The sequence below is a fragment of the Pseudomonas sp. Y39-6 genome (genome assembly GCF_023651955.1).
Taxonomy (GTDB): domain Bacteria; phylum Pseudomonadota; class Gammaproteobacteria; order Pseudomonadales; family Pseudomonadaceae; genus Aquipseudomonas; species Aquipseudomonas veronii.
Genome location: NZ_CP069594.1, coordinates 1,410,310 through 1,431,642 on the forward strand (window position 1 = coordinate 1,410,310; position 21,333 = coordinate 1,431,642).

Consider the following 21,333-nt stretch of genomic DNA (forward strand, 5'->3'; position numbering starts at 1 on the left):
ATGGAAGCACCGTCGCGAAAACGGCCGGGGCTATCTATTTAATGATGACGTGGGCAGTGAGCGACGCGCTTGCAACCTGCTGTCCAGGCGTTTGTTGAATTCCAGCCAGGTCGCCAGAGCGCCCATCAACACCACGCCTGCCAACGCGCTGAATAGCTGCATGGCCAACGCGTCGCCGGCCAGGGCGTTGAGCATGTCCGCCAGCGGTGCGAGCAGCACGCCGAGACAGAACACCTCCAGGGAATAGCGGCCCATGCGGCAACTCTGTTGCGCCAGCCAATGGCGGGTCCAGCCGGCATGGGGCAAGAGCTTGGCGGTGACATAAGCCAGCGCCAGGAAGTGCACCAGGCGCACCGGCGACAGGTCGGTCTTGCTGATGGGGTACAGCCGTTCGCTGAGCCACGCGGGCATCAGCGCGTCATGCACCTCGGGCCAGCGCCAGGCCAGCGTGATGATCGCGGCCAGCAGCGAGTAGCCCGCCGCCGCCACAAACAGCGGCTGACGCAGCAGCGCGCGGCGCTCTGCCGGGCGTGGCCGGCGGGCATGAATCGCCGCCGCGCCGCCGAGCACAAACAGCAACTGCCAGGTGACGGGGTTGAAGTACCACACGCCATCGGCAATCGCCCGCAGGTTCCAGCCCATCCACGGCGCCAGCAGGTACACGCTCAACGACACGGCCACCACCGCCCAGGTCTGGCGCAGCAGCAACGGCAGCACCAGCGGCAACCCGCCGAGCAGCACGATGTACAGCGGCAGCGGGTCCATCAGGTTGGGCTTGAAGCGCAACAGCAATTCATCGGTGAGCGCCTGCTGCGGGTGGGTGACGAAGTGCGTCAGGCCCATCTCTTCGACCAGGTCGCGGGTTTCCACATGGCTGTTGGCGAAGAACACGATGCCCATCAGCATCGCCAGCAAAAAGATATGCACCACATACAGCACCCAGGCGCGCCGCAGGATTTTCAGCGAGGCGATCCAGTAGCCGTCGCGTTGCAGGACGTTGCCGTAGGCCAAAACGGCGGCGTAACCGGCGAGGAACACAAACACCTCTGCCGCATCGCTGAAACCGATGTTGCGCAGGGTGATCTGGCCGAGGGGGTTGTGGGGGACGTGATCCCAGAAAATGAAGATCAACGCCAGGCCCCGAAAAAAATCGATGCGCGGGTCGCGTCCGTTCAGCATGGCAGCGGGCTCTTGTACGAAAGGTTTAGTAATGACTGGCGCGCGCGGCTGTTGTCTTACGCCGCACGTCGAGCGGGCGCAGGTTGGCGGTATTTGTAAGCGATTGCAAAGGCTGGGTATTACTGAATGTCTCAATGGCGCGGGGGGCTACCTGTTAATTCTGACAGTAGACGGACCGCAGGCGCCGTGGCTTGCTAGAGCAAGGCCTGACGGGGCAACGGTATGACCAGATTGTGGAAGGGATTCTCCAGCTACACAGTGATTGGCATCGCCAATACGCTGATCCATTGGCAGCTGTTTTTCGTGTTCCGGGCCGCATTGGAGCTCAGCCAGGCGGTGAGTAATGTCCTCGCGTTTTGCGTGGCAGCGTCCTTTTCGTTTTATGTCAACGCGATCTACACCTTTGCCATGCCCCCTTCGCTGCCGCGTTACGCGCTGTTCATGGCCTGCATGGGCGGTGTGAGCCTGGGCGTGGGGTGGCTGGCGGATCGTTGGCAGGTGCCGGGGATTCTCACCGTGGCGGTGTTTTCGCTGATCAGCCTGGTGTGCGGGTTTTTGCTGTCCCGGTGGGTGGTGTTTCGCGAGCGTGGGCAATGAGGGTCTCGCTGGTGGTGCCTGTGTATAACGAGGAGCAGGCGCTGGGCGTGTTTTACCGCAGCGTGCGGCAAGAGGCCTCGTTGCACGAGCAGACGCTTGAGATCGTGTTTATCAACGACGGCAGTTCCGACCGCACCGCCGAGCATGCCCGGGCTATCGCCTTGGCCGATAGCGGCGTGGTGCTGATCAACTTCTCGCGTAACTTCGGCAAAGAAGCCGCGCTGTTCGCCGGGCTCGAATATGCCACCGGAGATGCGGTAATCCCGATGGACGTGGACCTGCAAGACCCGGTCGAGGTCATCCCGCACCTGTTGGCCGAATGGCAAAAAGGCGCCGACGTGGTATTGGCCAAACGCAGGGATCGCTCCAGCGACGGCTACCTCAAACGCCGCAGTGCGTCGCTGTTCTATCACCTGCTCAATCGTATTTCCTACACACACATTGAAGAAAACGTCGGCGACTTCCGGTTGATGGACCGCAAGGTGGTGGACGTGATCAAGGCCTTGCCCGAGCAGCAACTGTTCATGAAAGGCGTGTTGTCCTGGGCCGGCTTCAACGTCGCGATTGTCGAGTACGACCGCGCGCCCCGTGCTGTCGGCCAGAGCAAGTTCAACGCCTGGAAACTGTGGAACCTGGCACTGGATGGAGTCACCTCGTTCAGCACCTTGCCGCTGCGGTTGTGGAGCTATATCGGCGGCGGTATTTCGCTGCTGGCTCTGGTGTACGCCGGATATCTGGTGGTGGACAAAGTGTTGTTTGGCAATGCGGTGCCGGGGTATCCGTCGTTGATGACGGCGATCTTGTTTTTGGGTGGGGTGCAACTGATCGGGATCGGGATATTGGGCGAGTATGTGGGGCGGATTTATATGGAGGCCAAGCATCGGCCGAGGTATGTGGTGAAGGATGTGTTGAATAGTTCAGGTAAATGTCAATTTCAAAGGCCGGATAATGAATCGGAGATGAGTAAGTGAACCTAAAAAATACGTTGGCTTCAATTGGGTTTACGCGTGATTTGCCTTTTTTTTTAATGATTGTCGGGCTTGCTGTAGCACTCCGATTCTATAACTTAACGGGTGCGTCTATCTGGTCTGATGAGGCATTTAGTCTGTTGTTTGTCACGTATTCGTACTCTGATATATGGGTGTTGAGCACTGTGGATGTTCACCCGCCTCTTTATTATTTTATACTGCGGGCCGTGATGCAGGGGGCGGGCAGCGATAGCTTAATCTGGATGAGGGGGTTCAGTGCAGTCGTAGGCGTCCTGAATGTAATTTTGGGTATGGTATTAGCCAGGCTGATCTCTACGCGCCGGGCATCCTTGATAGCCGGGTTATTTCTTGCCTTGTTGCCTATTGCAGTGCGCTATAGCCAGGATGTACGCATGTATGCGCTGATGGGGTTGTTGCTAACGGCTGCCACAATCGCACTGGTGTGTTGGGTCAGGGATTCTGCCAGAACAGGCTACTTGGTGATCTATGTGTTACTGATGGGGGCGGGGTTTTATACTCATTATTTTGCAGTGTTTTGTGCGCTTTCACACTGGCTGTACATTGTGTTTCTGCAGTTTCGCAAGCCTGGAGTGAATAGCTATATATCAGCTCCGGCTTGGTGGTTGGCAAATATTGCGATCGCTCTGCTATTTGCCCCCTGGTTACCGAGCTTTATTAATCAGACTCATAACACTTGGGCGATAGGGTGGATTTCAGAGGTAACGTGGTACAGCTTGCCTTCCGCAATATGGCGATTTCTTATATTAGAGGATGCTAAGGATTATCAGAGCGTGGTTTATTGGATGTTGCCCGTGGTGTGTTGGATAAGTGGTTTGGCAGTTCTTTTCAATGACAAAAGCAAATGGTCTTCTCAGGTGTTAATTGCTGTGTGTTTTTTTGTTCCTGTGCTAGGGGGGTTTCTCATCTCTTTGGTAAAACCTTTGTTTGTAGAGCGATATTTGTTTTTTTCGGCAGTAATGCTTGCTGTTGTTATGGCTGTGGCCGTTGATAAAATTAAAAATGCGGTGTTGTTTGTAGTCTCGGCTATGGTATTTTTAAGTGTTGAAATTTTTGGATTGATGAATTTTTATTGGGGTGAAACCACAATGAATAATCCAAGTAGGGTTCAGGTTGATAAAATGAATGAGCTGATGCTTGAGTATGAGCAAGGGCGTAGGCCGGGCGATGCAATAATTGTATATGACCCCTATATATTTTACGCTGCAATTTATTACGATAAAGGCAGAAGCAGGGTTTTATTATATACGCCGCCTACTTCGGATGGGCGATCAGGCCGACCCAATGGCAAAGGTTTTTCTATGCCGATGGATAAATATCCAGAGAGCACTTATGTCGATAGCTTTGAAGGGCTTATCCCGCCAACTCGTCGCGTATGGTGGATCGCAAATTTTGAGCAGGCGCAGCGGTCCGCCATTCGATTTCCCCGTAACTGGCGCTCTGTACATCAAGAGCGTAAAGGTGATCAGATTCTTGAACTTTATGTTATATGCGAAGCGAATCCGATAACTGATGTTGAGGTATGCGAGTAAGCCGCTGATGATGAATGTCGGCGGCTGCCCCTGTCTTTTTCCTGTAGGTGTTCGTATGGGGAGGAGGCAGGATTGTGCTCAAGCCACTTTTACTTCACTGGGCTCAAAACTATCCGCCCGCGCCATCTGCCACATGCGCGAATAAAACTCGCCGTTCACTTCCCCGGTCAGCAATTCCCCAGGCTTGAGGAACACATGCAGCTGTGAGAACAGCTTGATCTCGGTCGCCGACTTGCGTCGCACCAAATGCTTGGCCGACAATTGCGACGGGTGTTCCAGGCCCGCTGCCGCGAGCATTTCGGCCAGGGCCTTGAGGGTGTTGCGGTGGAAGTTGAACACGCGCTGGGCCTTGTCCGGCACGACCAGGGCGCGTTGGCGCAGTGGGTCCTGGGTGGCGACGCCGGTCGGGCATTTGTTGGTGTGACAGCTTTGCGACTGGATGCAGCCGATGGCGAACATGAAGCCGCGCGCCGAGTTGGCCCAGTCGGCGCCGATGGCCAGGACGCTGGCGATGTCGAAGGCGCTGACGATCTTGCCGCTGGCGCCGAGTTTGATCTTGTCGCGCAGGTTCAAGCCCACCAGGGTGTTGTGGACGAACAGCAGGCCGTCGCGCAGCGGCACGCCGATGTGGTCGGTGAACTCCACGGGCGCGGCGCCAGTGCCGCCCTCCTTGCCGTCGACCACGATAAAGTCGGGGAGGATGCCGGTTTCGAGCATGGCCTTGGCGATGCCCATGAATTCCCACGGATGACCGAGGCAGAACTTGAAGCCCACCGGCTTGCCGCCGGACAACTCACGCAATTGGGCGATGAAGTGCATCAACTCGATAGGCGTGGAAAACGCGCTGTGGCGCGACGGCGAGACGCAATCTTCGCCCATCAGGATGCCGCGTGTCTCGGCGATTTCCTGGGTGACTTTGTGCTTGGGCAGAATCCCGCCATGGCCAGGCTTGGCGCCTTGGCTCATCTTGATTTCAATCATGCGTACTTGCGGGTTCTGGGCCTGCACCGCGAAGCGTTCCGGGTCGAAATGGCCGTCGCGGGTACGGCAGCCGAAGTAGCCGCTGCCCAGTTCCCAGGTCAGGTCGCCGCCGTTTTCGCGGTGGTAGGGGCTGATGCTGCCTTCGCCGGTGTCGTGGGCGAAGTTACCCAGCTTGGCGCCCTGGTTGAGCGCGCGGATCGCGTTGGCGCTCAGAGAGCCGAAGCTCATGGCCGAGATATTGAATACCGAGGCCGAGTACGGCCGCTTGCATTGCGGGCCGCCGACCATCACGCGAAACGAGCTCGGGTCAGTCAACGGCGCGGGGCGCATGGAGTGGCTGATGAACTCGAAGCCCGACTGGTACACGTCGATCAAGGTACCGAAGGGTTTGTCGGCGGTTTCGTTCTTGGCGCGCGAGTAGACCAATGAGCGTTGCGCCCGGGAAAAGGGCAGGGCGTCGCTGTCGGACTCCAGCAGGTACTGGCGGATCTCCGGGCGAATGCCCTCGACCAGGTAACGGATATTGCCCAGGATCGGGTAGTTGCGGCGTATCGCGTGGCGGCTTTGCAGCAGGTCGAAGAGGCCGAGCAGGCTGAGGACGCCGGTGACCAGGGTCATGGGCCATAACCATTCATGTTCGACAAAGGGCAGGCTGGCGAGGGTGAACATCACGCATACGGCAAACACCGCGTAGCGGCTTAGCAAGGACAGGCTCATACGGTTACCTTGGGATCGGACTCTTCTGGTCGGTGCGGCATTCTGCGCCAGTAAGGAAACCCTGAACAACCTGTAGGTGCATTCGCTTGGGTCGCATAGACACGGCGGACTGGCCCGATATAGACAGTTGGCGTGAGGCGTTCCGGCCTTACCTCTAAGGCCGCTCCAGTGTCTGGAGCGGCTTTTTTTGACGGCGGCACTGACCGCTCGTCGCCCTCCCTCAGCGCCTATTCAACTGTCGGTTGAATATATCGACAATCCATGTAGAGTTGCTCGTTAACGAATAACGTTAAGCATTAAGCGATGATCAGAAGCTTTAAATGCGCCGAAACCCAAAAACTGTTTGAAACCGGTCGAACCCGACGTTGGTCCGCTGTCGTTTCCGTGGTGGAACGACAGCTGAGCATGCTGGATGCGGCGGTTGAACTCGCTGACTTGCGCTCACCGCCCGGGAATAGGCTGGAACCGTTATACGGTGACAGAGAGGGGCAACACAGTATCCGAATCAATGGTCAATTCCGGGTCTGTTTCATTTGGGGGCCTCACGGCCCTGAAAATGTTGAAATTGTGGATTACCACTGAGGTGAATGATGTTTAAGAATGGCATGCGACCTGTACATCCTGGGGAAATACTCAAGGAAGAGTACCTGGAACCGCTGGGCCTGACCGCAGCCGCTCTCGCAAGGGCGCTGCATGTTTCCGCCCCTACGGTGAATGACATTGTATTGATGCGTCGGAGCATCAGTGCGGACGTTGCATTACGCCTGGCAGTCGCGTTGGAGACATCTGCACAGTTCTGGCTGAACCTGCAGACCGCCTATGATCTGCGCACTGCGGAAATTGCCAAAGGCGCCCAGATTTACAAAGAAGTCGAGAGAGTTGCGCATTGCGCATGAGCTCGTATCGGGTCCTATTCGAACTCGATGGAAAGTTCGGGCGTTGATCCAACCGTTGCGTGATGCTTTTTCGAACGGGCCTACACCGCTGTTTGGCGAATGGGCAGCACTACCCGGAACGTGGTGCCTTTGCCCAGTTCGCTGCTGACGGAGATTTCGCCATGGTGTTTCTTGACGATGCCGTAGGAAAGTGACAGCCCCAACCCCGTGCCTTCGCCCACCGGCTTGGTGGTGAAGAACGGATCGAAGATTTTCAGCTGGGCGTCCGGGGCAATCCCGCAGCCGTTGTCCGCGATTTCCAGCCAGATGTTCTCGCCGTCCACGCCGTCGCTGATGGTTATGGTGCCGCGCTCCGGCCCGATGGCTTGCGCTGCGTTGATCACCAGGTTCATCACCACTTGGTTGAGCTGCGAGGCCAGGCATTCGATTTCCGGCAAGGGCGCATAGTGCTTGATGACGTCGGCTTTGTACTTGAGCTCGCTGGCGACGATGTTCAGGGTCGAATCGATGCCTTGTTGCAGGTTGGCCCACTGCCAGGTCTGGTCGGTGTCCACTCGGGAAAAGTCTTTCAAGTCCTTGACGATCTGCGCCACACGGCCAATGCCTTCCTTGGATTCGTGAATCAGCGTCGGAATATCTTCCCTGAGAAAGTCCAGGTCCAGGCGTTGGCGCAGGGCTTGGAGCTGATCATCGCCGATCGCGGCTTCGGCCTGGCGGTAGGCATCGAGCATCTGCTGCAGCTGTTTGAAATAGCCTTCGAGGGTGCCGAGGTTGGAGGAAATGAACCCTACCGGGTTGTTGATCTCGTGCGCCACGCCCGCGGCGAGTTGCCCCAGGGACGCCAGTTTTTCCGATTGCACCAACTGGCTTTCGAGCTGTTTGCGTTCGTCGATCTCCTGTTGCAGGGCCTGGCTGGCCTGGGTCAGCGCTTGGGTACGCTGTTCCACCAACAGCTCCAGGTGGCTGGTTTGCAAGGACGCGCGGCGGGCCATGTCCCATTTGGCGGTCAGGGTGTTGGCCATTTGCTGGACTTCGATATTGTCGAACGGCTTTTTCAGGATCAGCAGCCGGTCATGGGCACGCAGGCGAAACAGCAGCTCTTCCCAGGAATAATCCGAGTACGCCGTACACACCACCACCTGCAGGTTCGGGTCGACCTTCCACAGTTCTTCGATGGTTTGCGCGCCGTCCCAGCCCTGGGGCATACGCATGTCGACGAAGGCCAGGGCGTAGGGCAGTTGCGCCGCCATGGCCGCCTCGAGCAGTTGTAAACCTTCCTGCCCACCGTAGGCGGAGTCCAGCTCGAACAGCGGGCTTTGCGGCTGTTTGTCGCTGGTGCCGAACAGCGCGGCTTCCATCGCGTCCAGGGCCTGGTTCTGTTCCAGGGGCGGCTTGAGGATCTTGCGAAAATCTTCGTGAATCGAGGGCGTGTCGTCGATCAGCAGAATGCGCCGGTTCGGTGGTTGGTTCATGCGGGGCCTGCAGCATCGTTGAGGGGGATTTGCAAGGTGAACAGCGCGCCTTTGCCCGGACCATCGCTATAGGCGGTAAGCCGGCCATTCATTTCAATCGCCGCCAGGGCGCAGCTGTGCAGACCGAAGCCATGACCTTCCTTGCGAGTGGTGAAGCCGTGGGTGAAGATCCGCGTCATGTTTTCGGCGGGGATGCCTTCACCTTCGTCTTTGACGCTGATTTGCAGGATGTTGTCCTCTACCGTCTGGATCGACAACGTAATCTGCCGAGGCCGGTCGGTCAGGTTGGACATGGCGTACTTGGCGTTGCTGATCAGGTTGACCATGATCAGCAGCAGCCGGTGTTTGTCGGCCATGATCTGCGGTACGTCGGCGTATTCCTTGACCACTGTCACATGATGGCGATTCAGCGCGCCGGAATTCATGCGCAGCGCGTCGTCCATCAGGGCGCTGACCTGCAAGGGCTCCAGCACGCTGGAAACGCCGGCGTAGGATTGCTGGGTGGAGACGATGTCCTTGATGTGGTCGACGCTTTTGCTCAATTGCGCCAGCTCGTCGGTCAGGCCCTGTTGCTCGACGGCAATGGCTTCCACCAATTGGTTGAGGTAGCCCGGCAGCAGTTTGCCTTTTTCGTCTTCGCGCAGGTAAGTGCCCAGGTCATCGGGGTGTTCGTTGATCAACTGCATGGCCTTGCCCAACCCCAGTGCTTTGCTGGTGCGCAGCTTACGCGCGACCAGGTCGGCGGAGATGTTCACGCTGTTGAGTACGTTGCCCACGTTGTGCAGCACATTGGTTGCGATTTCCGCCATGCCGGCCTGGCGGGCGCTGTCGAGCAGTTCGCTTTGCGCATCCCTGAGCTGGCGCGTGCGTTTTTCCACGCGCTGTTCCAGGCTGGCATTGGCGGTGTGCAGGGCGCGGTTGACGCGGTTGATCACGGTGAAACTGCGCAACAGCCTGATGGCCAGGTACAGCAGCAATGCCACCAGCAGGGTGGAGAACACCAGCAAGTAGTTGTGATACTTCTGGTCGATCAGGTCGGCGGCCTGCTGATCCTGGTTGAGGTGGGTGGTCAGTTCGTCCAGGCGTTCGGCCACGGGAACCGCGGCGATGCGTTCCAACAAGGTGTTGACCAGCGGCTGTTCGCGCAGGATCAGCGCGACGTGGTTGCTGAGAATCTCCACCGGCAGGTGGAAGTCGGCCGGCAAGCGTTCTTTGTTCACCGCCAGCAGGTTCAGGCCCAACAGAATCTCGGCCGCGCGGTCGTCGCTGGCAACCTGGGCGAATTCCATGCTGCTGAGCAGCAGGTCATAGGTGTCGGTGGCCACGCTTTGCAGCGGCAGCCGCTGTTCGTCGTCGAGCCGTGTGAACGCGGCCTGGATATCGTTTTCAGCGGTCGGCAGGAACGCCAGGGAGTTGCGCAGCACGGCGTTATGGGACTTGAACTGGTCGACCAGCCGCGCTTTGTCCTGGATCGCCGCCTGACCGGCATCCAGGCTGGCTTGCCAGCCGGGCAGGTCTTTGGGCGCGTGATACGACTCGTGCTGGCGCAGTTCCTCCCAGATTCTTGTGATCTGCGTCAGCGGCGTCACCAGGGGGTCGTAATTGTGGGTCAGGGCGATTCTGGCCTTGAGCACCTCACTGTCCCACTGGGCGTTGAGCTGCTGCATCTGGCGGATCAGGTCGCGGGATTCGGTGTAACGGCTGGTCTGGTCAGTACTTGATTTGATGTACAGGAACACCAGTATCGATGCCAGCAGCAGGGTCGCGGTGCCCAGTAGTAGTTGGATGACGTAGTGGCGGGAGAGTCTCATGACCGTCTGCTCATAAAGGTTTGCCCGCCCATTGGCCGGTCAGGGTCTTGAGAAACTTGATGATCTGGTCCTTGTCTTCCGCGGAGGGCACGCGCCCCAGTTGGAATCTGAACATCACATCCACGGCTTCTTCGAGGGTCTTGGCCGAGGCGTTGTGAAAATACGGCGCGGTGACGGCGACATTGCGCAGGCTGGGCACCTTGAACACGTTACGGTCTTCTTCGTCGTGGGTCACCAGATAGCGGCCCAGGTCGGTCTCGGCGGGCGTGCGGCCCTTGAAATAATCATCCATCACGCCGAACTTCTGGAACATGTTGCCGCCGATATTCATGCCTTGATGGCAGGCGATGCAGCCATATTCCTTGAAGCGTTGGTAGCCGTATTTTTCTTCGATCGTGAGGATATCGGTATTGCCCAGCAGGTATTGGTCGAAGCGGGAGTTGGGCGTGAGCAGTGTGCGTTCATACGTCGCCAGGGCATTTTGCACGTTGGCCGCCGTCACGCCGTCGGGGTACACCTGACTGAAGGCGGCCTGGTACTGCGGCATGGCGGTGAGGTTGTCGACCACGGTTTTCCAGTCGCTGCCCATTTCCACCGGGCTGATGACCACTTGTTCGATCTGGGCCTCGAGGGTATCCACCCGACCGTCCCAGAACTGCTTGAAATTCAGGCTGGCGTTGAACACCGTGGGTGTGTTGAGTTTGACCGGCTTGCCATCAAAGCCCAAGGAAAACGGCTTGTCATCGCCCCCGCCCGTTGCCAGCTGGTGGCAACTGGCACAGGACAGGCTGTCATTGACCGACAGGCGTTTCTCGTTGAACAACTGGCGGCCCAGCTCAACTGTTGCCACATCCAGCAGCGGCACCGGCGGCAGTGGTTTGAGCGGCTCATCCAGTGGCGCGGCCGCCGCGGGCAGGGCGGCGCCAACCCCGAGGGCGACGGCAAGGCCGAGTGCCCAGGGTGACGGGCGAGGAGAGCGGGTGAGGGGACGGATCAAGCGTTCGTTCCTTGAATAGACGGTCACTGGGGGGGCATCAGGCTGCGTTGCCCGGCTTGCATCAATTGGGCGAATTCAGCGGCCGCCACGGCTTTGCTGAACAGGAAACCCTGGCCCTCCTCACAACGGTGGGCTCTGAGGAACGCCAATTGCTCAAGCGTTTCGACGCCTTCAGCAATGATGTCCAAGTCCAGGCTCTTGCCCAGGCTGATGATGGCACTGATCAGTTGTGCGTCCTGGCTGTTTTCGCCCAGGCCGCGCACGAAGGATTGATCGATCTTCAACACATCGATGGGAAACCGGCGCAAGTAACTGAGGCTGGAATAGCCGGTGCCGAAATCGTCGATTGACAGCCGCACGCCCAAGGCTTTGATGTCTTGCAGGGTGACGAGCGTGTCCTCGACGTTTTGCATCAGTACGCTCTCGGTGATTTCCAGTTCAAGCAAACTGGGCATCAGGCCGGTGCGTTGCAGAATGGCCGCCAGGTTGGCGACAAAATTGCGCTGGCGAAAATCAATCGCCGAAATATTCACCGAGATACACACTGCAGGCAGGCCGGCGGCGCGCCAGGCTTGTGCTTGCTCGCAGGCTTGGCGCAACACCCATTGGCTCAAGGGCACGATCAGGCCGCTGTCTTCGGCCACGGGAATGAAGGCTGACGGGTAGATCCAGCCGTGGTCGGGCTGGTGCCAGCGAATCAGGGCTTCGGCGCCGACGATCCGCCCGCTGCTCAAATCCAGTTTCGGTTGGTAGTGCAATATGAACTCATTACGCTGCAAGCCCTGCCGGATCGCGCTTTCCAGGCTCTGCTGGGCCTGGGCGCGCAGGTTCATCTCGTTGACGAAGAAACTGAAGTCGTTGGGGCCATGGGCTTTGCTGGTGTGCATGGCGGTTTCGGCGTTCTTGATCAGCTCCACCGCGCTGAAACTGTCGTTGGGGTAAATGCTGATGCCCAGGCTTGCGGTGACACTCAAGTCATGCCCAGCCACATAGTGTGTCGTGCTGATGGCGCCGAGCAGTTTTTCGGCAATGTACTGGGTTTGCTGGGGATGCTTGATGTCGTTGAGGATCAGCACGAACTGGTCGGAGCCGTAGCGAAACACCGAATCCGACGCGCGCACCGTGGCCACCAGGCTTTGGCTGACCTGCTTGAGCATTTCATCGCCGACTGGATAGCCCAGGGCATTGTTGATGCGCTTGAAGCGGTCCAGGCCGATAAACATCACGGCCAACTGGGTGTCATGGCGCCTGCAGACGGCAATGGCCTGCGTCAGCCGGTCGCCCAGCAGGGTGCTGTTGGGCAGTTCGGTCAGGGCATCGTATTGCAGCAGGTGTGAGACCTTCAGCAGTTCCTGCACGCGTTCTTCGACCGTGCGCTCCAACCCCATCAGTTTGAGCGCGGCATCCTGGGCCAGCTGCCATTTCCAGGTCAGCGCGCTGGCCATCTGGCGGATTTCCAGGTTGTCGAACGGCTTTTTCAGGATCAGCAACTGGTCGCTGTATTGGATGCGCGCTTCGATGGCTTCGAAGGAATAGTCCGAGTAGGCCGTACACAGGGCGATCTGCAGGTTCGGGTCGACGTTCCACAGTTGTTCGATGGTTTCCAGGCCGTCCCAGCCCGGCGGCATACGCATATCGATGAACACCAGGGCGTAGGGCGCGTTGTCGGCCAGGGCCTGGTTGACCAGGGCGAGGGCTTCCTGGCCCTGATAGGCAGAGTCCAGCACGAAAGTCTGGCGCACGGTGGGGGCGGTGCCGAACAGGGTTTCTTCGATGCTGTCCAGGGACTGGCCGCCTGTGGTATCGGCGCACAGGATCTTGCGGAAATCCTCGTGGATGGAGGCCGCGTCATCGACGATCAGCACCCGTCGATTGGCCCTTCCTGAGCACGGATTCATGGCTGACACCGGGACGCAGGCAACTGAAGATTCTTACGCATCGGGCTTCCTTACCTTGAATGCTTCAATAAACAGGGAACAGTCATGGCTTCATGCTACTAGCATAGCCGGGTCCCTTGAATAAGTACGCCAGTTGGCGTCAAATCACCCTCAGTTACCCCAGCCTGCATCTAGCGCTCATTGCTAATGCAAGTACAGCGATCGATCACGCCGGGGCGCAATGAAGCAACCGAGTACCATCGCCAGGAGGTGTCGCCATGGATGAACAAACTGCTACGACGTCCCCTTACAGACCTACTATTTTGCTGGTCGACGATGAAGAATCGATCCTCAACAGCCTGCGCCGCCTGCTGCGGGGCCAGCCTTATGATGTGCTGCTGGCCAGCAGTGGTGCCCAGGCCCTGGAAATCATGGCCGCCGAGCCCGTCGACCTGCTCATGACCGACGCGCGCATGCCCGCGATGGACGGGGCGATGCTGCTGGCCGAGACCCACCGCCTGTACCCGGCCACCACGCGCATCCTGCTGACCGGCTATGCCGACATGACCATGATGATCAAGGCGATCAACGAAGGTCAGATCCACCGCTATATCAGCAAGCCCTGGAACGACGAGGAAATGCTCCTGACGTTGCGCCAGTCCCTGGAACACCAGCATTCCGAACGCGAGCGCGTGCGTCTTGAGCAGTTGACCCGCGATCAGAACGAGCAGTTGAAGGCCCTCAACGCCACCCTGGAAAAGCGCGTCGAAGCGCGCACCAGCGAGCTGCAGCAAACCGCCGACATGCTCGACCTGGCCTACGACGAGCTCAAGCGCAGCTATGTGACCGGCACCGAAGTGTTTTCGCTGCTGGCCAACCTGCGCCTGCCCAAGCAGAAGCAGACCAACCGCCAGTTGATCGAGCTGATCCGCGTGTACTGCAAAGCCCAGGCGCTGGACGAAGCCAGCGCCCGTGACCTGACCATGGCCGCCGCGCTCTACAACATCGGCAAATTGAGCTGGAGCGACGGCATGATGGCCGTCCCGTCGGAACTGCTGCACAGCAACGACCGCGAACGCTATCGCGCATACCCGGCGCAGAGTGAGTCGTTGCTGATGACGCTCGAGCCGATGAAGGACGCCGCACGGCTGATCCGCCACCACCAGGAACGGTGGGACGGCACCGGGTTTCCCGATCACCTCAAGGGTGAAACGATTCCCGTAGGCGCGCGCTTGCTCAAACTGGCGGTGGACTTCATCGAACTGCAGAAGGGCCTGATCCTGGAACGGCAGATGAACAGCGATGAAGCGCTGTTGTACATCCGCAAGTACGCGGGGCGGCTCTATGATCCGGACATGGTCGAAGACTTCGTCCTGGCCTGTGCCACATTCCTCAATGACGTGACCCTGGGCGACCCGAGTGTCAAAGTGCTGAGCACCCGCGAACTGGCCGACGGCATGATCCTGGCGCGCAACCTCAACGCCGATAACGGCATGTTGCTGCTCAATGCCGGCAAAGTGCTCAACTTGCCGCTGGTGGACAAGCTGATCGCGTTTGAAGCCATGGAGGGCGCCAAGTACAGCGTGTTTATCCGCGAACCGGAAGAGCCGCATCTTTTGAGCTGAGGCGCTTCATGGGATCATTGTGTCTTTGCATTCAAGGTGATTTTGTCCATGCCAACCACTATCCGTATCGCCGCCGCGCTCCTGATCGGCGGCGACGGCCAGACGTTGCTGGTGCGCAAGCGCGGCACCCAGGCATTCATGCAACCGGGCGGCAAGATCGATGCCGGCGAACAACCGGTCGAAGCGCTGGCCCGTGAGCTGCACGAAGAGCTGAACTTGCGCATCGAGCCGAGCCAGGCGGTCTACCTCGGCCGTTTCTCGGCCCCGGCCGCCAACGAGCCAGGTTTTACGGTGCAAGCCGAACTGTTCCAGGTACGGATCGACGTGCCGGTGACCCCGGCCGCCGAGATCGAAGAAGTGCGCTGGATCGACCCGGCCGGAGACGGCGGCCTGCACCTGGCGCCCTTGACGCGTGAGCTGATCCTGCCGTTTTATCGCAAATCGCTGACCACCACCGCCTGATTGGCGGGTTCCAAGGACTGAGCCGTGCCCCTCAACGCACGGCGCTGACCCCATCCAGTGTGGAAAACGACGTGTCCTTGGCCGTCAGCAGGAAGTCGCGCATGTACGGCGCGTCCAGCATGTCTGCACGAATCCCCGCATACAGCGTTGCAAACAGGCCTTTCTCACCCAGGCGCTTGGCCTTGACGTAACCGCGCGAGCTGTATTCATGCAGCGCCCAATGCGGCATGCCGCAAACGCCACGACCGCTGGCGACCAGTTGCATCATCATCACCGTCAGCTCCGAGGTGCGTACCTGGGCCGGTTCGACATCGGCGGGTTCGAGGAAACGGGTGAAAATATCCAGGCGGTCGCGCTCCACCGGGTAGGTGATCAGGGTTTCGCTGAGCAGGTCTTGCGGCACGATGTACGACTTGTTCGCCAGGGGGTGCTGGTTGGCCACGGCCAGCATGGCTTCGTAGGTGAACAGCGGCACATACGTGATGCCCGGCAGCTCCAGCGGGTCGGAAGTGACCACCAGATCCAGGTCGCCACGGGCCAGGGCCGGCAGCGGGGCGAAGGCGAAACCGGACGCCAGGTCCAGCTCGACCTCGGGCCAGGCATCGCGGAACTGGTCGATGGTCGGCATCAGCCACTGGAAGCAGCTGTGGCATTCGATAGCCATGTGCAGGCGCCCGGCGGTGCCACCGGCCAGGCGCGCGATGTCACGCTCGGCGCCGCGCAGCAGGGGCAGGGTGGCGTCTGCCAGTTGCAGCAGGCGCAGGCCGGCGCTGGTGAAACGCACCGGTTTGGTCTTGCGCACGAACAACGGCATGCCCAATCGCTCCTCCAGTTCTTTGAACTGGTGGGACAGGGCGGATTGGGTCAAGTGCAGGCGTTCGGCGGCTTCGACCAGGCTGTCGGCCTCGCGCAAGGCGTGCAGGGTTTTCAGGTGGCGGATTTCCAGCACCGTGGCCTCCATGAGCAATATTGATGAGCAATTCGAATAGGGTGAGTTTGTCTCATGTTGCGCGGGCTGTCGACCTGCCGGCCGGCGCACGAGGTTCATATCCCGCCATACATTGCGAAACGGCGCTGGCCCGGAGCCCCGGCGGGCCCCGCGTGTGTGGACATAGTCAATTACGCATTTCTTGTTTCACCGTAGGGATGAGTGGGTATTTTTGCCGCGACATTCGTCCCGAAGAGCGCTCCATGCGTCGTTGGGACGACACCGTATTGCCCCGCCAAGGATGTGCCCCATGACCGCTAGCACCGCTGCAATGCCCTTCATCCCTCGTCTGTACCCCGCTGTACCGCCGGCCAATCCGAGCCTTTCGCCCCCTGCACCCGCGCCCACCTCCCTGAGCCGTGCCGGCGCCATCGCCGAGGTGCAACCCCGGCCCCGCGCCAGCCACCTCGCCGCCCACGCCGTCAGCAGCCAGTTCGCGACGCGGCCCGACGTGCGCTCGGTTGTCAGGGACATGCTCGGCGAGGCGATCAACAGCCTGTATCCCACGCTGGAATTCGACGTGGCGCGGACCTCGGTGGCAGAACCGATCGCGGAAAACCCGGTTCAATACCGCTTGACCCCGCTGCTGGATGTCGCGCTCAACCACCTGGCCGCCGGGGCCGATATCGATTTCACCGACAAACATTCATGGCCGCAGAAACTGGTCAAACAGGGAACCGGCACCACCCTCAGAGTCCCCGACGCTTCAGGCAACCGGCGCGAAGACATCGACATGTCAGCCATCGAACTGGTGATCCGCAGCCTTCGGCCCAGCCTCAAAGACGCGTTTGCGCGAGCCTTGACCCGTTACTGGGGACAAAATGCTGTCGGGGCGGACAACCGCTGGTTGTGGCTCAGCGGCATGCTCAGCGACAACCTGCGCAGTGCGGCGCTGAAACAGCCCGGCCTTACCGATGCGCAACGCGCCACCCTTGACCAGGTGGTCACCTGGCCCGAGCGTGCGCAACGCGTGAGTGCCAACGGCGACGACGCCGCCCGGGTCTTCGTGCTCGACACCAGCGTCCGCTACGGTGGCGCTGCCTCCACCCAGCTCAGCCCGGATCTTTTGATCACCCGCCAGATCGGCGCCAGCACCCAGGTTCTGCATGCCGCGGCCAACGGCCAGATCACCCCTTACGACTCGCTGGAAGCCTTCGGCAAGGCCTGGGGCGAGACGCTGGAAAACGACTTCGTCTTCGACCACTTGACCTGGAAACGCCAGGAGCCGGACGCGAATATCTTCGATGCGCAAGCGGGCATCATTCTGAACAACCAGTTGCAGGCGATAGACAGCATCGAACTCCCACCAGCCGGCAGCCTCCAGGCTCTGGAGCAGCGCTTCAGCGTGCTCAGCGATCCGAGTCCGTGGTTTGTCGGCGCCTATGCCGCAGATTCCGCGGAACTGGCACGGCTGCAGGAAAAACTGCCGCAGTGGATGCGCAACGCCGACCCGGCCGATCGCCTTGCCTACCATCGCCACGCCCTCGAACTGGCCAGCGATGTCCAACGCAACCAGGGGCGTAACTTTTTTTCGGACATCCCCGATATTCGCACCTATACCCAGCAACAGCTGCAAGCGCAGTTGCAGAACACCGGGTTGCTCGCGGACCACCTCGACGTCACCTTCAAAGTACCGGTCGGCACGTTGGGCAGCGGCTACATCGAGCGCGTCACGATGAGCCTGACCGACATGGCCTTGCGCAATCTGGCCGGGCTGCCCAAGGGCGAACTCGAAGTGCGCCACTTCGGTCAACTGATCAGCGACCCGGCAATGCCGCAGCGCTTGAAAGACATCGTCAGCCAGGTGGACATCGGCAAATACTATCCTGCGTTGCTGCAAACCCACCTGCTGGGTGACCGCGATGAGTCACGTCGGCGCAGCGCCTTGTTCGCCCAACAAGCCCCGCGCCAACTGGCGATGCAGGCGCTGGAACTCAAGCTCAAGGGCGAAGCGGGCATCACCGCGCACGGTTACCGGTATGTGGAGGCGCTGCTGACGCCCGGCGCTGGAGCGAAACAGGTCGACGGGCAAGACATCGTCATGCGGCCCCTGGCGTTTATCCGCAAGCCCGGCGCGACACCCGATGTGGTCCAGAACATGTTCGTCATCGAGCCAGCGAATGCGGCTGTCGGCCCGCACCTTCTCTACCGGCCGCTGTTGTCCCCGGTATTGCAGGAATTTGCCACGCGCCAAGCGCTGCTGGAGGCGGTGCAACAGCCCGGCCCCTTGCAGCAAAGCGTGCTGGCCTGGTTGCCCGACGACAGGACGCGCGCGGTGTACGGCAACGGCGGCTTCAAGATTCCCAACATTGCCCGCTACAGCGTCTTCAACGAGTTCGACGCGCCCGCCCAACCGGCACCGACGACACTCGCCGTGGACGGCTATGACGCCGCCAGCACATTACGCCAGGACCTGGAGCAAGGGCGCCTGATGCAGCACCTGTACCAGAGCAACACCCACAGCCTGGTGAACCTGGCCCAGGGGCAATCTGTATCGGACGCGCAGAGCCGCTGGGCTTCCTTCAAGGAACTGGGCGGGTTGTTGTTCAACACCCTGTTACCCGTGTTGCGTGGGCCTGGGGCGATGGCGGGGTGGTTGTTGCAGTTGGCCGGCAGCGAGGACGATATCCGCAGACTGTCCAACCCCGCCGCCCAGGGCGACAGCACGGCCAGCGTGGTGGACCTGTTGCTCAATATGGGCATGGTCTTGACCCATTCCGCGCCCGCCGACGCCGCGCAGCCGCCGCTGACGCTCGACGCTCTCAAAGCCATCGCGCCAAACGATGGCCCGCTGCGCCGCGCCCCGGGCCAGACGCCGGGCGTCCATCGCGCGAGCATCCGCCAAGGCAGTGTGGAGCCTTCTGCCAGCGTCGTCGGCGGTCATGCGAGCATGCTGGATTTTGCGTTCTCCAGCCCGCGCCGCCTGAGCCCCGGCCAGCTCGCGCAGATCGAGTCATTCCGGGTAGCCGCGCCGGTCGATGTCGGTGCGGCGATTGCCGAGGGGCCAAAACAGGGCCTGTACCTGAGCCAGGGCGGGCTGTACGCCAACATCGACAAGCAGTGGTTCCGGGTGGCCAACGACCTCGACGGGGTGTTCATCATCGACGCGAACAACCGCGCGCGTACCGGCCCGCCGATCAGGCGTGACGCACAGGGGCGCTGGAGTTTCGACAGTCGCCCCCGGCTGCGCGGTGGCATGCCGCGCAAGAGCGGCGTCGCCGAGCGGGTCAAACAAAACAGGCAGGCACAACAGGCGCGAGGGGAAGCGTTCAGTCAGGCCGTCGAGGCTGCACTTGTATTGGATGGACCGAGGGCAGACTCGCGTAATCAAGTGATTGCGAGCATTACCGACTACTACAACGGCCGTAAAAAACTGCGCACGCTGTGGGGGCTGTCCACCACCGGGGAGCATCAACAGCGCTTTATCGCACCTTACCTGGCGCAGTTGGAACTCACGAAGAACCTCAGGCAGACCATCGACCAGCAACTCGTGCAACTCAAGCAACGCACTGAGGTACACAGTGCGGCGGCTCAGACCGCCATTGACCATCTGGTGCCGAAAAAACTCGGCGCAGTGGATGATCTTTCCGAAGAAAAACAGGCGCGCTCCAATCTCTATGAGACGGTGCTCGACAACTACCGTGAAATCGAACAGTTCTACACCACGCTGGCCGAAGACAGCAATCAACACGTCCCCAGCGGACGCTCGATGGCGGAGGTGGTGAGCGAGGCAAGGACCGGCTCCAAAAGCACGTATATCGAGCTGATGGACAACTTCGCCAGGGTTTACCGCGACTTGGAAAGCGTGCGGGAAGCCGCCCTGGCCTCCGCCGCCGAGCTGGAGAAATGGACGGACGATTCGTCGTTCGGCAAAACCAAGGCCGCGCACTTCCTCAAGCAGCAAGAGCGACAGCCACCTGCGATTACGGCCCTGCGCATGAAGCTGACCAGCCTGACCAACCTCAAAGAACTGAGCCTCGATCGCTATGCGCGAACGAGCGACCCAGTGGAGTCGTTTTACCTGCAGCGCTTGAGTTCAACCAACCTGATCCCCGTCTACAACGCTCACCTGGACCTGCGGCAGTACACCGGTTACAGCTTGAGCGAACGCAAGGCGACGCTGGAAACCGTCATCGGCACCTACCAGCGCGTGCTCAGCGACAGCCTGGCGATACAGGACACGAATCCCGGCCTTCAGCGAGCCGAGTATCAGCAGCTGTTTGCCGAACGCCTGCGCGATGTGATCAACGATGCCCAAACCGACCTGGCCGAAGTGATGCGCGAGGAACAAGCGCTGGTGCCTGCCGCTGTCGTGCGTATCGATCAACGGCAAAAACCGGCGGGCCAGCGCACGTTCAAGACCCGCGACAAGGAAACCCTGATCGGCACCGCGCGCCCCCAGGCGGCAGGCTCCGGCGTGATCATCGATGTGCTGGACCCGCAATCCGGCCGGTCGGTCGCCAGTTACAGCGAACACGCGAGCGAGGGCGAGTGGGTGAAGATCGTTCCCGCGCAACCCGCACGGCCCGCGTCATCGCCAAAGTCGCTGTCAACGCTCAAGTCCGACGCCAGGAAACTGCTCGAAGAAAGCGCCGGCATTGAACGCACGATCGCGTTCCAGAAACGCAAACTCAACGACCCGCAACGCCGGGAGGGCATCAACCCGCTGGACTGGAACGACATGCTGCAAGCCCAGGCCGAGCGGCTTCAGGCGACCGCCTTGCTGGCCGAAACCCGTCACGGCAGCAATCCCGAAACCGAACAATGGGTCAAACAGTGGCGCACGGCGGCGGACGAACTGCTTGCCAAGGCCCGCCAACATTGCGCCGATGGCTACAAGCTCCTACCCCCCAAACCGGAAAACATCGACTACCTGTGGAAGCACGGGTTCGTCGACATCAACCTGGTCCAGCGAGACATCGCGACCAAAAGCGGCGATGTCTTCACCGAGTACGCCGTGCGTGAAAAAGGCAAGGTCGACGTCTTGTGGTATGCCCATTTCCACTACCCGGCCAAAGGTTCGCCGCGCAATCTCTACACGGCGGCGCACCTGAAGATCCCGTCGCAGCGCACCAAGACCCAGAAAGACCTGGTGGCCGAGGCGGGCAATAACCGCGTGGTGGAACAGATCGTCAGGGCGCGGATCGGCCCGCCGCTGGATGAAAAACTGTTTCTGACGCTGTGACCGAAGC

15 protein-coding genes are annotated in these 21,333 nt (G+C 60.1%); 8 read left to right on the plus strand and 7 right to left on the minus strand.

Annotation, left to right across the window (positions count from 1 at the left end):
- Window positions 1-30: 30 nt before the first annotated feature.
- A complete protein-coding gene (locus JN756_RS06300) occupies window positions 31-1,179 on the minus strand; it encodes an OpgC family protein (RefSeq protein ID WP_079442933.1) in 1,149 nt (382 codons plus the stop codon).
- A gap of 222 nt (window positions 1,180-1,401) precedes the next feature.
- Here JN756_RS06300 and JN756_RS06305 point away from each other — a divergent pair, with 222 nt between their 5' ends.
- Genes JN756_RS06305 through JN756_RS06315 form a run of 3 tightly spaced genes read left to right on the plus strand, consistent with a single transcriptional unit; the run spans window position 1,402 to window position 4,315 of the window.
- The gene (locus JN756_RS06305; protein ID WP_046384565.1) at window positions 1,402-1,776 is read left to right on the plus strand and encodes a GtrA family protein; all 375 of its coding nucleotides are present in this window, start codon (window positions 1,402-1,404) and stop codon (window positions 1,774-1,776) included.
- Window positions 1,773-2,747, plus strand: a complete 975-nt coding sequence (locus tag JN756_RS06310; RefSeq protein WP_046384564.1) for a glycosyltransferase family 2 protein — start codon at window positions 1,773-1,775, stop codon at window positions 2,745-2,747. The genes JN756_RS06305 and JN756_RS06310 overlap by 4 nt, the downstream gene beginning before the upstream one ends.
- Window positions 2,744-4,315 carry a glycosyltransferase family 39 protein gene (locus JN756_RS06315; RefSeq protein ID WP_201021937.1) on the plus strand — a complete coding sequence of 524 codons (1,572 nt, stop codon included), beginning with the start codon at window positions 2,744-2,746 and terminating at the stop codon, window positions 4,313-4,315. Before JN756_RS06310 ends, JN756_RS06315 begins: the two co-directional genes overlap by 4 nt.
- 78 nt (window positions 4,316-4,393) lie before the next feature.
- On the opposite strand, the gene JN756_RS06320 is transcribed toward JN756_RS06315, so the two are convergent.
- Window positions 4,394-6,013, minus strand: coding sequence for an FMN-binding glutamate synthase family protein (locus tag JN756_RS06320; protein ID WP_201021938.1), 1,620 nt, complete (start codon window positions 6,011-6,013; stop codon window positions 4,394-4,396).
- Between the two features lie 303 nt (window positions 6,014-6,316).
- Here JN756_RS06320 and JN756_RS06325 point away from each other — a divergent pair, with 303 nt between their 5' ends.
- Complete coding sequence (locus JN756_RS06325) at window positions 6,317-6,595, plus strand: type II toxin-antitoxin system RelE/ParE family toxin (protein ID WP_201021939.1); 279 nt, start codon at window positions 6,317-6,319, stop codon at window positions 6,593-6,595.
- 8 nt (window positions 6,596-6,603) lie between these two features.
- Window positions 6,604-6,909, plus strand: coding sequence for a HigA family addiction module antitoxin (locus JN756_RS06330; protein ID WP_017844583.1), 306 nt, complete (start codon window positions 6,604-6,606; stop codon window positions 6,907-6,909).
- An 80-nt stretch (window positions 6,910-6,989) separates the two neighbouring features.
- Here JN756_RS06330 and JN756_RS06335 read toward each other — a convergent pair whose 3' ends face one another.
- Genes JN756_RS06335 through JN756_RS06350 form a run of 4 tightly spaced genes read right to left on the minus strand, consistent with a single transcriptional unit; the run spans window position 6,990 to window position 13,087 of the window.
- Window positions 6,990-8,381 (minus strand): ATP-binding protein, encoded by a 1,392-nt coding sequence (locus JN756_RS06335; RefSeq protein WP_079442937.1) that lies wholly within the window; start codon window positions 8,379-8,381, stop codon window positions 6,990-6,992.
- Entirely contained in the window at window positions 8,378-10,192 is a 1,815-nt protein-coding gene (locus JN756_RS06340) for a DAHL domain-containing sensor histidine kinase (protein WP_046384560.1), read from the minus strand. Before JN756_RS06340 ends, JN756_RS06335 begins: the two co-directional genes overlap by 4 nt.
- A 10-nt stretch (window positions 10,193-10,202) precedes the next feature.
- A complete protein-coding gene (locus JN756_RS06345; protein ID WP_108525880.1) occupies window positions 10,203-11,189 on the minus strand; it encodes a cytochrome-c peroxidase in 987 nt (328 codons plus the stop codon).
- Window positions 11,190-11,212: 23 nt separating this feature from the next.
- Window positions 11,213-13,087, minus strand: a complete 1,875-nt coding sequence (locus JN756_RS06350) for a putative bifunctional diguanylate cyclase/phosphodiesterase (protein WP_201021940.1) — start codon at window positions 13,085-13,087, stop codon at window positions 11,213-11,215.
- A 257-nt stretch (window positions 13,088-13,344) separates the two neighbouring features.
- On the opposite strand from JN756_RS06350, the gene nosR reads away from it, so the two are divergent.
- Entirely contained in the window at window positions 13,345-14,691 is a 1,347-nt protein-coding gene (gene nosR / locus JN756_RS06355) for a response regulator c-di-GMP phosphodiesterase, NosR family (protein WP_057004334.1), read from the plus strand.
- A gap of 48 nt (window positions 14,692-14,739) precedes the next feature.
- Window positions 14,740-15,153: an NUDIX hydrolase gene (locus tag JN756_RS06360; RefSeq protein WP_017844589.1), complete on the plus strand. Its 414-nt coding sequence runs from the start codon at window positions 14,740-14,742 to the stop codon at window positions 15,151-15,153.
- 31 nt (window positions 15,154-15,184) lie between these two features.
- Here JN756_RS06360 and metR read toward each other — a convergent pair whose 3' ends face one another.
- Window positions 15,185-16,102, minus strand: coding sequence for a transcriptional regulator MetR (gene metR / locus JN756_RS06365; protein ID WP_017844590.1), 918 nt, complete (start codon window positions 16,100-16,102; stop codon window positions 15,185-15,187).
- A 289-nt stretch (window positions 16,103-16,391) separates the two neighbouring features.
- Here metR and JN756_RS06370 point away from each other — a divergent pair, with 289 nt between their 5' ends.
- Entirely contained in the window at window positions 16,392-21,326 is a 4,935-nt protein-coding gene (locus tag JN756_RS06370; protein WP_236255086.1) for a dermonecrotic toxin domain-containing protein, read from the plus strand.
- Window positions 21,327-21,333: the final 7 nt, after the last annotated feature.

Excerpts from the sequence above, each read along its gene's own strand:
- JN756_RS06350 (WP_201021940.1), bottom strand. The coding sequence starts at position 13,087 with ATGAATCCGTGCTCAGGAAGGGCCAATCGACGGGTGCTGATCGTCGAT.
- JN756_RS06325 (WP_201021939.1), top strand. The coding sequence starts at position 6,317 with ATGATCAGAAGCTTTAAATGCGCCGAAACCCAAAAACTGTTTGAAACC.
- JN756_RS06370 (WP_236255086.1), top strand. The coding sequence starts at position 16,392 with ATGACCGCTAGCACCGCTGCAATGCCCTTCATCCCTCGTCTGTACCCC.
- JN756_RS06320 (WP_201021938.1), bottom strand. The coding sequence starts at position 6,013 with ATGAGCCTGTCCTTGCTAAGCCGCTACGCGGTGTTTGCCGTATGCGTG.
- nosR (WP_057004334.1), top strand. The coding sequence starts at position 13,345 with ATGGATGAACAAACTGCTACGACGTCCCCTTACAGACCTACTATTTTG.
- JN756_RS06310 (WP_046384564.1), top strand. The coding sequence starts at position 1,773 with ATGAGGGTCTCGCTGGTGGTGCCTGTGTATAACGAGGAGCAGGCGCTG.
- JN756_RS06305 (WP_046384565.1), top strand. The coding sequence starts at position 1,402 with ATGACCAGATTGTGGAAGGGATTCTCCAGCTACACAGTGATTGGCATC.
- JN756_RS06330 (WP_017844583.1), top strand. The coding sequence starts at position 6,604 with ATGTTTAAGAATGGCATGCGACCTGTACATCCTGGGGAAATACTCAAG.
- JN756_RS06335 (WP_079442937.1), bottom strand. The coding sequence starts at position 8,381 with ATGAACCAACCACCGAACCGGCGCATTCTGCTGATCGACGACACGCCC.
- JN756_RS06360 (WP_017844589.1), top strand. The coding sequence starts at position 14,740 with ATGCCAACCACTATCCGTATCGCCGCCGCGCTCCTGATCGGCGGCGAC.
- JN756_RS06340 (WP_046384560.1), bottom strand. The coding sequence starts at position 10,192 with ATGAGACTCTCCCGCCACTACGTCATCCAACTACTACTGGGCACCGCG.
- JN756_RS06300 (WP_079442933.1), bottom strand. The coding sequence starts at position 1,179 with ATGCTGAACGGACGCGACCCGCGCATCGATTTTTTTCGGGGCCTGGCG.